Raw genomic sequence first — 11877 nt, forward strand, 5'->3', positions numbered from 1 at the left:
ATCAGCAGATCGTATTATGAAACCGGTTCAGGAAAGGGAGATGTATAGCATGAAGGATTATTATAAGAATATGGAAGATTCATGGGTAGAATTTGTCAGTAAGAATATACGTGCACAGGCATATTCCGGGGAAGAGAAAGCCACCTCGGAGGTGTTTATGCAGGCCATGGAGGAGCTTGGTATTGAGCATTTCCGCGATGAGTGCGGCAACGTGGTCGGAGTCATCCGCGGAGAGGGTGACGGTCCAAACGTGCTTCTGACTGGACATATGGATGTTGTGCCTGAGGGAAGCATAGATGCATGGAGTCCGTATTCGCCATTTGAGCCGAAGGTGGAGGATGGAAAGTTATACGGCAGAGGCATAAGCGATATGCTTGCTGGCCTGACTTCGGAATTCTTTGCATTTATGGAGATCAAAAAGCTGGTGGATGCCGGGGCGAAGATATCGGGCGATCTTATATTTGCTGCAGTCGTCTATGAGGAGCCGGCGGAGAGTATCGGAACGATTTATCTTATGGAGCACACTCTTCCGGAGCACGGCCTTGATGTTGACCTGTGCTATCTGGGGGAGCCGTCAGACGGCAATCTTGCCATCGGACAGCGAGGCAAGATCGAGCTTGTCATAGAGGTGTACGGTAAGGTGGCGCACTCGTCCGCTCCGCAGGAGGGCATAAATGCTGTTGAGAAAGCGCTCCCTATAATGGATGCGATCATGCATAACTTTGGCAGTGAACCGCTCGTACATGAGATGGGTAAGACGTCCATGGTCATCACTGATGTGGTGGTAACACCGGGACAGAAGTATTCCTGTGTGCCGGACTATTGTGAGATCACAGTGGATCAGAGATATGTGCCACCTATGACCATAGAGGATACGGTGAGCAGGGTTCAGAAATTCCTGGATGAGCAGAAGAAAAAGGATCCTGAGCTCAGAGCTGTCGTTCATCCGAGAATGAATAAGAGGACGTGTTACACCGGTTATGAGGCGGAGGCGGCAAAGCAGCATCCGGCGTGGGTGACCGGCAAGGATAATGAGTATGTCGAGCTGACATACAGGACGCTTAAGGAGCTTGGTCAGGATGTTGAGAAGATATACTGGCAGTTTGGAACCGACGGAAGCGTTATATGCGGCAAATACAACATACCGACTATAGGATATTCGGGTGCGATGATGAGTCAGGCGCATCAGGCACAGGAGCATGTGGAGATCGACAGGATCCTCGACTGTATAGAGGGATATACTGCGGTTCTCTGCAGGCTGTATGGACTGGATATGTCGGAATAAAGGTTTACACGGCACCGCTTATTTTGATACAATCATGTTGCAGGTCAGAAAACATAGGGCTCAGTTTATAAGGAAGTAAGGGAGGGGACAGATGTTAGCAGATCAGCGTAAACAGATAATATTGGATCAGGTAAATCTTAATCATTCGGTTACTGTTGCCAGACTGGTTGAGCTGCTGGGCGTGTCGACCGAGACGGTGAGACGTGATCTTGAGGATCTTGAAAATAACAACATGCTCACGAGGGTACACGGCGGTGCGGTTTCTGTGAAGAAGAGATACCGGTTTGAGGATATGGATGTCAGGGGCACATCCAATATGGAACTCAAGGAGCAGATAGCCAGGAAAGCGCTTGAGTATGTGAAGGATGGAGACACCATAGCGATAGATTCAGGCAGCACGGCGTCGTTGTTCGCCATGGCACTGAAGGCGCGCAATTTTGACTCACTATCCGTCATAACCTATTCCTCGGAGGTGTTCTCCATATTATCGGAATGTGGAAATTACAGGATAACCCTGCTGGGCGGTGAATATCTCCCGAAGGAGAAGTTGTTTTATGGCTTCCTGACACATGAGGCGATGCAGAAACTGTATTTTTCAAAGGCATTTGTAGTACCTTCGGCACTTTCGGTCGAGGATGGCGCACATGATTTTATAAGGGAGACCTATGAGAATCAGTGCATGCTGATAGGCCATGCTAGCGAGGTATTTCTGCTGGCGGACAGCATGAAATTCGAGACAAAGGGAGATTTCAAGCTCAGTGATCTCCAGCCGGAATTCACCATCATAACCGACGATAAGCTTCCGGAGTCCGTATACAATATGTATAGAGATCACAAGCTGAACGTGGTAAGTTGATGACAGTCAAAAAAGTGTCTGTTTGCCTCTCTTTGGGTGTACAGAAGATCGATAAAATAGTATAATAAATGTGCTATATAAAAGATTGGACGGACAACTAAAGGAGGGTTATGGTTATGTACGAGAACAAGGATATGCTCAGTTGGCTTGGCTATTTTGCAGACATGATGAAGGTCAGTCCTGAGAAGATAAAGATGCTGAATATATGCGGAAAGCAGAAGAACGTTGTTCCGACTATAGACACACACAAGAGAGTTCTTATATTTGCAGATCAGAGTCATGAGGATCTGTTGTATACGCTTTGGGAGAAGGGCTTTGGCGAGTATGACATGTGGTATGCAGAGGGTGTGGAGCCCGGCGGCGAGGTTCATCATGACAAGCTGGAGAAGGTGCTGAACAGGAAGATAACAGGGCCAACAGTTATATTCATCATGAATGAGAAGACAAGGGAATCCGTCAGATACGGAATTGCAAATGATTTCTTCTCGGCTGGAACAGTACACTATGTCGGCAAGGAGATAAGAGCAGTCATCATGAGTCTGCTGGATGTGGATACGCATGACACCATCTTGGCACTCCAGGCCGAGAGTATAGTCATTGAGGCTGCGATCGTGGCAAGCGAGGGCAACATTATAGCCGTTGAGCCGGACGAGGGTTCGAGAAGATCCATGGAGGAGAATGTTGACAAGTTCGGAGTACATAATGTACAGATAATCCCAGATATGAGCGAGGACACTCTGGCAGCCATACCTGTTCCGAGACTGGCATTCATAGTTGCAAATCATTATCTGGAGTCAGATATGGAGAGACTGCTCAAGATCAATCCGAATATGCAGTTTGTCATATACACACTTGATCTTGGAATACTTGCACAGGCAAAGCTCATATTTGACAAGCTCGGAATAAAGAATATGGAGGCTATTCAGATATCTGTATCCAAAACCAACAAGGACAACATGTTCGTTACCCAGCCGTCACCATGGCTTATCACCGGTGGAGCAGAGTAATCGACATCATAATATTTATATATAAGAAAACCGCCTTTATGTAATAGGCGGTTTTCTTGTGTCTTCCAGACGGACGATTCCGAGGATCGTTCCCAGACAAATGATATCACTTGTGAGATACAGGGATCTATCACATCTGCTGACAGCTTCAAGGTATGGTGAGCCATCCTTTTCTGTATATTTTCTGATCATCTCGACTCCATTCTCGTTCAGGAATAACGCAATATCTCCGAAATGAGGAAAGTTTTGTTCCACGGCTATAATATCATCCTTAATATAGATAGGATGGAGCATATTGGTCGTGAGCCTCAGACAATAATCTGCATTTGGAAAATAATCGGTGGGTATCTCTATAAATTCTGTCGCGTGTGTTGAGTAGTCTGAATTGGAAGCAAGCGTGTGAGTTGAGGAAATACACGGAATCCTGCGCGTTTTGGCGCGGTACGCATCCGCTGAAGGAAGCTTCTTCTGCATGTGATCTTCAGAGTCCGCCATTAGCATGACCATCCGCTTGCCGTGGATGTTGAGTGTTCTGTATTTTTGCAGGAGATACAATTCCTCGTCCGTAAGGCTGCGCCTATGGAGAAATCCATCCATGGTACATCCAAGTGCGTCTGCGATGGATATCATAAGCTGTATTCCCGGGCTCTTGGTCTTGCCGCTCCTGATGGCTTTTATCGTATCCTCAGAGACATCTGTCAACTCAGCTAACTGACTGATCGTAACCCCGCGTTCAGCCATGACTTCCCTGAGTCTTTTCCCTATATCGTATTGTTGCTGCATGTAATTCACCTCAGTAACATTATATAATAGAAGAAACAGGCTTGTCCAGTTGAAAAGTGTAAGAATATACACTTTTGCGATTTGTGTATGCGCAGGAAAGTGTATGAACTGCTCTTTAATATGAAATTAAATATGATATAATGAATTTATCTGTTACATCGAGAGATGACAAGGGGGTCATTTTCTACAATAGTCTGTCACAATGGGGGTGACGGATTACGGCAGAGGGAACAAGGCTATCACGTGTCGAGCGTTAGGGCGTCGAACACGAGATAGCCTTTTTTCGTGGGGGGCGAAGGACGGACGGCTGCGTATTCTTCCGGGGGGCGGGTATATCATCTGCTATATATGTGGTATCACGCTCTACTTCCTTCGCTTCCCTGCTTCTATCTGCATTCGGCGCCGACCGCGATAAGGGCGTTGCGGTCTCTGCCTCAGCAAGAAGCAGCGAAGCTCAGTCGTATTCGCTAACGATACCACATATATAGCAGATGATATACAGCCCCCGGAAGAATACGCAGCCTGTTCTTGGCGAAATTATATATAGAAGAGTCACGCTCTACTTCTTTCTCATCCCTGTCTCTGTCTGTATTCGGCACCGGCTGCGATAAGGGCGTTGCGGTCTCTGCCTCAGCAAGACGCAGGAAAATGACAATTATAAACTAATTGTTAAAATTATAAAAAAAGTATAAACTGGTGATACACTAGGTTTTATGCGGGTTTCTTGGGAAAACTGTGACAAAAAACTGTTTTTGTTACGAAAAACAATACAAATATTAAAAATGATTAAAATATGACTATAAGGGCAAATAAATGACTTTAAATTTGTTTTGAATGGTGATAAAATACGCAAGCAAGGAGCGAGAGTGCTTGTAAATAAAAAAAATAGGGGAGTATGACCGTATGAATGTAGTATTTTTTGATGTAGACGGTGTACTGAATTCAGAAAAATTCCTGTGTGATAAACAAGGGGAGTTTATCAATCCAAAGAATGTGGCGAATCTTAAAATGATAGTTGATGCCACACATGCTAAGCTGGTTATGACCAGTGACTGGAGAAAACAGGTGATTGATAAGGATGTCAGTAAAGCTCATGTAAGAGAACTGATAGGCAGACTTGCCGATGCTGGAATGGAAGTATATGGGGCAACTTCTTCAGGGGATGAGCTCAGAAGCAAGTATGGGGATTATACCAGAGCCTGTGCAGTCAAGGATTATGTGACTGCGAATTCCGTAGAGGGATATGTCATACTGGATGATATGGATATGGACTGGGAGGCTCATGAACTCGATTCTCACTGGATCAACACAGAGAACGTACTTGTGGGGCTGTCTGAGGCAGATGCCAGGAATGCTATTTCAATAATAAACCAATAATAAACCTGGGATAGCATTTTGACATACAACAAAACAGTGCGAAAGGAAGTGATGTCTTACGGATCTGGCAGAAGAGTTATCCAATGAACTCCAATGCAAAACAGTATTTACAATACCAATATTTGGTGGAATACCGATAACAGAATCTGTGGTGGTAACATGGATCATTATGGCAGTGCTTGTGCTGTTGTCGATTATCCTTGTAAGGAATCTCAAAGTTGAGAATCCGGGTAAGAAACAGCTTGTGCTGGAGACCATAATAACTACCTTTAACAACCTGTTCAAAGGTGTTATCGGAGAGGCGGGCATGAAGTATGTTCCGTATCTGATAACGGTTATTCTGTACATCGGCATGGCCAACATCATGGGTGTATTTGGCTTTAAACCACCGACAAAGGATCTGAATGTGACAGCCTCGCTGGCCATCATGAGTATAATACTCGTACAGGTGGCAGGAATAAGAGGAAAGGGAACGAAAGGATGGGTCAAGAGTTTTGCAGAGCCGGTAGCAATAGTTGCACCGCTTAATGTACTTGAGCTTGTCATCAAGCCACTGTCGCTGTGTATGCGACTTTTTGGTAATGTTCTCGGAGCATTCGTCATCATGAAGCTGATAGAGGCAGTAGTTCCACTCATTGTCCCTATCCCACTCAGCCTGTACTTTGATTTCTTTGATGGATTTTTACAGGCATTTGTATTTACTTTCCTGACTACGCTTTACATGCAGGAAGCGATGGAGTAAAGGTTATTTAAAGATAATTAACATGTTATCTGAAATTAAAATGAAAATATGAAGGAGAAAATGATATGAACGGATTATTAGCAATTGGAGCAGGTATAGCAGCATTAGTAGGACTTGGCGCAGGACTTGGAATCGGTCTTGCAACATCAAAGGCAGTTGAGGCTGTAGCTAGACAGCCGGAGGCAGACGGAAAGATCACAAAGCTTCTTATCATCGGTTGTGCCCTTGCAGAGGCAACAGCTATCTACGGTTTCGTAATCGGACTTCTTGCAATCATTCTTCTTAAGTAATCAGATTTTTGGTCAGATGGATATTTTAATAGAAATATCTAATAGAAATCTGGAATTGCAGAAGAGATGCGGATAATAGAAACAGAAAGATAGGAGTGGCTATATGATTGATATAGAATTTTCTACAATAGCATTCACCATTATCAACTTAATAGTTCTGTTTCTTCTTTTGAAGAAGTTCTTGATAGGACCGATCAACGATGTCATCAAGAAGAGAGAAGATATGATCGCTGGCACCATATCGGATGCCAACAATCAGAAGGCTGAAGCAATGAAACTCAAGTCTCAGTATGAGGATACCCTTGCAGGGGTTGATGCTGAGTGCAGGGATCTCCGTGAGAAATCCCGTGTGGAGGCCCAGAATGAGTACAGCCGTATCATAGATCAGGCTGATGCAAAGTCAGTCAAGATGATAAAGGATGCGGAGAAGACCATAGAGATCAAGCAGAACAAGGCACTTTCTGATATGCAGTCACAGATCGCAGAGCTTGCAATGGCAGCAGCCGGCAAGATCGTGGGCGGTGAAGGTGATGCGGAATCAGCAGGAGCTGCCATGTATGACGAGTTTTTGAATGAAGTAGGTGATTCAGGTGACACAGAAGGCAATTAATTACGGAATTGTCCTCTATCAGCTTGGAATCAGTCAGGACATGGTGGAGGAGATAAAGGCGCTTGTGGATGGTAGTCCGGAGCTGGTATATGCACTGGCAGATCCGGTGGTCAGCCACGCGGACAAGCGCAAGGTCGTTGACAGGGTATTTGACAGATTTGGCAATAAGGATCTGGTAAATTTCATGAAGACCCTGTGTGACAACGATGGATTTGACATGATACATGACATATTTGACGAGTATGAGAAGTATGCCAGAGAGCAGCAGGATATCCTTTCGGCAACTCTCTATTATGTCACACCGCCAACTGATAAGCAGAAGGCAGGTATCGAGAACTTCCTTATGAAAGAGTATGGAAGCAAGACGGTACAGCTTTCTATGGTGGAGAAAAAAGAATTGATAGGTGGATTTGTCATAAGAACGGGAGACCGCGAGTACGACAGAAGCATTCTGGGCAGGTACAAATCCCTTAGACAGAAACTGGTTATGAGGTGATAAATTGAGTTCAATTAGTTCAGAGGATATTATTTCTATACTCAAAGAAGAGATAGAGAATTATGATTTTGACTCCAGGGACAAAGAAGTCGGTAAGGTCATCTATGTAGGTGATGGAATCGTAACCGTATACGGTATAGACAATGCCATGTACGGTGAGATCGTTGTTTTTGAGAATGGTGTCAAAGGTATGGTTCAGGATATCAGAAGAACAGAGATAGGATGTATTCTGTTCGGTCGTGATACAGGAATCAAAGAAGGAACAAAGGTCAGCAGAACGGGAAAGCGTGCAGGCATCCCTGTAGGCGATGCATTTATCGGACGTATAGTTGATGCCCTTGGAGCACCTATAGATGGAAAGGGCAGCATAGAGTCAACGGATTATCGTCCAATAGAGAATCCGGCTCCAAGCATAGTTGATCGTAAGTCGGTCAACCAGCCGCTTCAGACAGGAATCCTCTCGATAGATGCCATGTTCCCAATCGGAAGAGGACAGAGAGAGCTGATCATAGGAGACAGACAGACAGGTAAGACATCCATAGCGATAGATACCATTCTGAATCAGAAGGGCAAGGATGTCATCTGTGTATATGTGGCTATAGGCCAGAAGGCTTCAACAATAGCCAAGGTTGTAAATAACCTGAACAAATATGATGCCATGGACTACACGATAGTCGTTGCATCTACAGCAAGTGATTCAGCACCACTTCAGTATATTGCGCCTTATTCAGGTACAGCGATCGCTGAGTATTTCATGCATAAGGGCAAGGATGTGCTGATCGTGTACGATGATCTGTCAAAGCACGCTGTTGCTTACAGAACATTGTCACTGCTTCTCGGACGTTCACCAGGACGTGAGGCATATCCTGGAGATGTATTCTATCTCCATTCAAGACTTCTTGAGAGATCAAGTAAGCTTAAGGATGAGCTTGGCGGAGGCTCCATCACAGCCCTTCCTATTATCGAGACACAGGCAGGCGATGTATCTGCTTATATACCTACAAATGTTATATCTATCACAGATGGACAGATATTCCTCGAGAGCGATCTGTTCTTCTCAGGTATGAGACCTGCTGTCAACGTCGGTCTGTCGGTATCACGAGTTGGTGGTGCAGCGCAGACAAAGGCGATGAAGAAGGCCGCAGGAAGTATCCGTATCGATCTGGCACAGTACAGAGAGATGGAGGTGTTCACACAGTTCAGTTCAGATCTTGATGAGAACACCAAGGAACAGCTTCAGTATGGCAAGGGACTTATGGAGCTTTTAAAGCAGCCTCTGTGTAATCCGCTGTCAATGGCCGAGGAGGTTATCATTCTGGTAGCAGCTACCAATAAGGTATTCCTTCCAGTTGAGGTTTCAGAGGTCAAGAAGAAGAAACTTGAGATGCTTGAATACTTCCACAGTGCCCATAAGGATATCGTGGATGAGATCGAGGAGAAGCAGGTGCTTACCGATGAGCTGAAGGACAAGATAGTCGCAGCCGCTAAGGAGTTTATCGAGAGATAGATCTCAGGAGAAATAAGAAGATTCGTTGAGAGGTGATTTGATTGGCAAATACCAAAGAAATCCAGAATAGAATAAAGAGTATCAAGGATACTCAGAAGATCACCAATGCAATGTATATGATCTCATCTTCCAAGCTTAAAAAGGCGAGGACAGATCTTGAGAACACGGAGCCTTACTTCTACACACTCCAGGTTGCTCTTGCCAGAATGCTCAGACATGTTCCTGAGATGGAGCATCTGTATTTCGACAGCAGAGAGGGAATCAAGGAAGAGGACAGAAGGCGAGGTTATCTGGTCATTACCGCCGACAAAGGTATGGCTGGTGCCTACAACCACAATGTAATCAAGATCGCTGAGCAGGAGCTTGCAGCCCACCCAAACAGTGAGCTGTATGTAGTCGGCCAGGTGGGAAGACACTACTTCGCAAAGAAGGGAGTGCCTATAGATATACATTTCCAGTATACAGCGCAGAATCCTAGTCTTCACAGAGCCAGAGTCATAGCGGACAAGATGCTTGAGAACTATGAGAATGGCGATATAGATGAGGTATACATCATATATACCAACATGAAGAGCAGTGTGGTCGTTGAACCGCAGATGATACAGCTCCTCCCTATGAAGAGGACTGACTTCGCAGGCGTTCCTGCGGATGTGTTCCACGAGGAGATTACCATGGAGCCTTCACCGAAGGCAGTGCTTGACCGAATCGTACCAAACTGTGTCATGGGATATATATACGGCGCTCTGGTAGAGTCCTTCTGCAGTGAGCAGAACAGCCGAATGATGGCGATGGACTCAGCCACAAAGAGTGCCAAGGAGATGCTGGATGATCTCAATATCAAATACAACAGAGCAAGGCAGGCAGCCATAACGCAGGAGATCACAGAGATCGCGGGCGGCGCCAGAGCTCAGAGAGACAGGAGCTAATAAGCTCAATAAATAATTGTAAAGGAGGTCTGATGTTTTGAAAAATGGTAAGATAGTACAGGTCATGGGACCTGTCGTAGACGTAGAATTTCCAGACAACGATCTGCCATACATCAAGGATGCTCTTGAAGTAGATAATCATGGAAAAAAATGTGTTATGGAAGTAGCACAGCACGTAGGAAATAATACAGTAAGATGTATCATGCTGTCCGCCAGCGAGGGACTTTCAAGAGATATGGAAGTCGTTGCGACCGGATCAGGAATCAAAGTTCCAGTAGGAAATCAGACACTTGGACGTCTGTTCAACGTGCTTGGTGAGACAATAGATGGCAAGGAGGATCTCTCAGACACAGAGCACTGGGTAATCCACAGAGAGCCGCCAACATTTGAGAATCAGAGTCCTGTCATCGAGATACTTGAGACAGGTATCAAGGTCATAGATCTTCTTGCACCTTACTCAAAGGGTGGTAAGATCGGTCTGTTCGGCGGTGCCGGAGTTGGTAAGACAGTCCTTATCCAGGAGCTTATCCAGAATATCGCATCCGTACATGGTGGATACTCAATATTCACCGGTGTTGGAGAGCGTTCAAGAGAGGGAAATGATCTGTGGACAGAGATGAGCGAGTCAGGCGTTATCGACAAGACCGCCCTGGTGTTCGGACAGATGAATGAGCCACCTGGAGCCAGAATGAGAGTTGCAGAGACAGGACTTACAATGGCAGAGTATTTCCGTGATGTAAATCATCAGGATGTGCTTCTGTTCATCGACAATATATTCAGATTTACACAGGCAGGTTCAGAGGTTTCATCACTTCTTGGACGTATGCCATCAGCCGTTGGTTATCAGCCAACACTTGCAAATGAGATGGGTGAGCTTCAGGAGCGAATCGCTTCTACCAAGGAAGGATCAGTCACGTCAGTCCAGGCCGTATATGTGCCAGCCGATGACCTTACAGATCCTGCCCCAGCCACAACATTTGCGCATCTGGATGCAAATACAGTTCTTTCAAGAAAGATCGTTGAGCAGGGTATCTATCCGGCAGTAGATCCGCTGGAGTCAAGCTCACGAATTCTTGAGGCTGATATAGTCGGCGAGGAGCATTACAATGTTGCAAGACGTGTACAGGAGATACTTCAGAAGTACAAGGAGCTGCAGGATATCATCGCAATCCTCGGTATGGAGGAGCTGTCAGATGAGGATAAGCTTACAGTTACCAGAGCCAGAAAGGTTCAGAGATTCCTGTCACAGCCATTCCATGTTGCTGAGAACTTCACAGGTATTCCTGGAAAGTATGTAAGTCTCAAGGATACGATCAAGGGCTTCAAGATGATCGTTGACGGTGAGATGGACGAGTATCCTGAGTGGGCATTCTTCAATGTAGGTACTATAGAGGAAGTAAAGGAAAAGGCCGAGAAGGGCCAGTAAAGGAAGTGCATAGATGAATACATTTTATCTGAGAGTTATTTCCAGTAATAAGATATTCTTCGACGGCCGGGCAGAGAAAATAGTTCTTCCACTTGAAGATGGAGAGAAAGCGGTTCTTGCACATCATGAGAATATGGTCATAGCTACCAGCATAGGAGAGATCAGGATCACCACGAGTAAAGGTGAACAGGTCATCGGTGTTGTGGGCGAAGGATTTGTTCAGATAGTAAATAACCGAGTTGTCCTTATCGTGGATTCCGCAGAGAAGCCGGAGGATATCGACAGGGTCAGAGCCAAGGAGGCAAAGATCAGAGCGGAAGAGAGACTCAGACAGAAAGAGAGTCTGAAGGAATACAAGCAGAGCGAGGCATCCCTTGCCCGTGCACTCACAAGACTCAAAGTAACAGAAAAGATATAAAACCCAGCGCAGAAACCCCAAGCGCCTGCTTGCAGGCATTTGGGGGTTTCAAGCGGTTTTAACGAGAAGTCGTTCGGCGTAAGCCGAACATAGAGCGCGTCAGCGCGGGACTTCGAGTCTATTATAAAAGGCAGTGCCAGCAGCGGGACGATGA

Annotated in this window: 14 protein-coding genes; 12 read left to right on the forward strand and 2 right to left on the reverse strand. The window is 45.6% G+C overall.

Annotated features, from left to right (window positions below; genetic code table 11):
• The first annotated feature begins 49 nt into the window (after positions 1 to 49).
• The 3 genes from OCV54_RS11205 to OCV54_RS11215 all read left to right on the forward strand — a co-directional run bounded on the left by OCV54_RS11205 (position 50) and on the right by OCV54_RS11215 (position 3148).
• Entirely contained in the window at positions 50 to 1285 is a 1236-nt protein-coding gene (locus OCV54_RS11205) for a M20 family metallopeptidase (protein WP_172678743.1), read from the forward strand.
• Between the two features lie 91 nt (positions 1286 to 1376).
• On the forward strand, positions 1377 to 2141 hold the full coding sequence (locus OCV54_RS11210; protein WP_055224032.1) for a DeoR/GlpR family DNA-binding transcription regulator: 765 nt from the start codon (positions 1377 to 1379) through the stop codon (positions 2139 to 2141).
• Positions 2142 to 2257: 116 nt separating this feature from the next.
• Positions 2258 to 3148 carry a precorrin-6B methylase 2 gene (locus OCV54_RS11215; RefSeq protein ID WP_022216976.1) on the forward strand — a complete coding sequence of 297 codons (891 nt, stop codon included), beginning with the start codon at positions 2258 to 2260 and terminating at the stop codon, positions 3146 to 3148.
• 36 nt (positions 3149 to 3184) lie between these two features.
• Here the strand turns inward: OCV54_RS11215 and OCV54_RS11220 are convergent, their stop codons facing one another.
• Both OCV54_RS11220 and OCV54_RS11225 read right to left on the reverse strand, forming a co-directional pair.
• A complete protein-coding gene (locus tag OCV54_RS11220; RefSeq protein WP_055224034.1) occupies positions 3185 to 3931 on the reverse strand; it encodes a helix-turn-helix domain-containing protein in 747 nt (248 codons plus the stop codon).
• Positions 3932 to 4398: 467 nt separating this feature from the next.
• On the reverse strand, positions 4399 to 4530 hold the full coding sequence (locus tag OCV54_RS11225) for a hypothetical protein (protein WP_262563387.1): 132 nt from the start codon (positions 4528 to 4530) through the stop codon (positions 4399 to 4401).
• 304 nt (positions 4531 to 4834) lie between these two features.
• Between OCV54_RS11225 and OCV54_RS11230 the strand changes: the two genes are divergently transcribed.
• From OCV54_RS11230 to atpC, 9 genes are all read left to right on the forward strand, one after another.
• Entirely contained in the window at positions 4835 to 5308 is a 474-nt protein-coding gene (locus OCV54_RS11230; RefSeq protein ID WP_055224036.1) for an HAD domain-containing protein, read from the forward strand.
• A gap of 64 nt (positions 5309 to 5372) precedes the next feature.
• A complete protein-coding gene (locus OCV54_RS11235) occupies positions 5373 to 6050 on the forward strand; it encodes a F0F1 ATP synthase subunit A (protein WP_082431323.1) in 678 nt (225 codons plus the stop codon).
• 65 nt (positions 6051 to 6115) lie between these two features.
• Positions 6116 to 6340 carry an ATP synthase F0 subunit C gene (atpE, locus tag OCV54_RS11240; protein WP_004852001.1) on the forward strand — a complete coding sequence of 75 codons (225 nt, stop codon included), beginning with the start codon at positions 6116 to 6118 and terminating at the stop codon, positions 6338 to 6340.
• A gap of 103 nt (positions 6341 to 6443) precedes the next feature.
• The gene (gene atpF, locus OCV54_RS11245; RefSeq protein ID WP_055224038.1) at positions 6444 to 6950 is read left to right on the forward strand and encodes a F0F1 ATP synthase subunit B; all 507 of its coding nucleotides are present in this window, start codon (positions 6444 to 6446) and stop codon (positions 6948 to 6950) included.
• A complete protein-coding gene (gene atpH / locus OCV54_RS11250) occupies positions 6931 to 7446 on the forward strand; it encodes an ATP synthase F1 subunit delta (RefSeq protein WP_055224040.1) in 516 nt (171 codons plus the stop codon). The genes atpF and atpH overlap by 20 nt, the downstream gene beginning before the upstream one ends.
• Positions 7447 to 7450: 4 nt before the next feature.
• Positions 7451 to 8953, forward strand: coding sequence for a F0F1 ATP synthase subunit alpha (gene atpA, locus OCV54_RS11255; protein ID WP_022216972.1), 1503 nt, complete (start codon positions 7451 to 7453; stop codon positions 8951 to 8953).
• A 41-nt stretch (positions 8954 to 8994) separates the two neighbouring features.
• Positions 8995 to 9879 carry an ATP synthase F1 subunit gamma gene (gene atpG, locus OCV54_RS11260; protein ID WP_022216971.1) on the forward strand — a complete coding sequence of 295 codons (885 nt, stop codon included), beginning with the start codon at positions 8995 to 8997 and terminating at the stop codon, positions 9877 to 9879.
• Positions 9880 to 9916: 37 nt separating this feature from the next.
• Positions 9917 to 11305: a F0F1 ATP synthase subunit beta gene (gene atpD, locus OCV54_RS11265; protein WP_022216970.1), complete on the forward strand. Its 1389-nt coding sequence runs from the start codon at positions 9917 to 9919 to the stop codon at positions 11303 to 11305.
• A 13-nt stretch (positions 11306 to 11318) separates the two neighbouring features.
• Positions 11319 to 11723 (forward strand): ATP synthase F1 subunit epsilon, encoded by a 405-nt coding sequence (gene atpC, locus OCV54_RS11270; RefSeq protein WP_055224042.1) that lies wholly within the window; start codon positions 11319 to 11321, stop codon positions 11721 to 11723.
• Positions 11724 to 11877 lie beyond the last annotated feature (154 nt).

The organism is Coprococcus aceti, from assembly GCF_025567285.1.
Taxonomy (GTDB): Bacteria; Bacillota; Clostridia; order Lachnospirales; family Lachnospiraceae; genus Coprococcus; species Coprococcus aceti.

What these genes read in the sequence shown, in the direction of transcription:
- atpF (WP_055224038.1), top strand. Translation starts at nt 6,444, where the DNA reads ATGATTGATATAGAATTTTCTACAATAGCATTCACCATTATCAACTTA.
- OCV54_RS11220 (WP_055224034.1), bottom strand. Translation starts at nt 3,931, where the DNA reads ATGCAGCAACAATACGATATAGGGAAAAGACTCAGGGAAGTCATGGCT.
- atpC (WP_055224042.1), top strand. Translation starts at nt 11,319, where the DNA reads ATGAATACATTTTATCTGAGAGTTATTTCCAGTAATAAGATATTCTTC.
- OCV54_RS11230 (WP_055224036.1), top strand. Translation starts at nt 4,835, where the DNA reads ATGAATGTAGTATTTTTTGATGTAGACGGTGTACTGAATTCAGAAAAA.
- OCV54_RS11210 (WP_055224032.1), top strand. Translation starts at nt 1,377, where the DNA reads ATGTTAGCAGATCAGCGTAAACAGATAATATTGGATCAGGTAAATCTT.
- OCV54_RS11205 (WP_172678743.1), top strand. Translation starts at nt 50, where the DNA reads ATGAAGGATTATTATAAGAATATGGAAGATTCATGGGTAGAATTTGTC.
- atpE (WP_004852001.1), top strand. Translation starts at nt 6,116, where the DNA reads ATGAACGGATTATTAGCAATTGGAGCAGGTATAGCAGCATTAGTAGGA.
- OCV54_RS11215 (WP_022216976.1), top strand. Translation starts at nt 2,258, where the DNA reads ATGTACGAGAACAAGGATATGCTCAGTTGGCTTGGCTATTTTGCAGAC.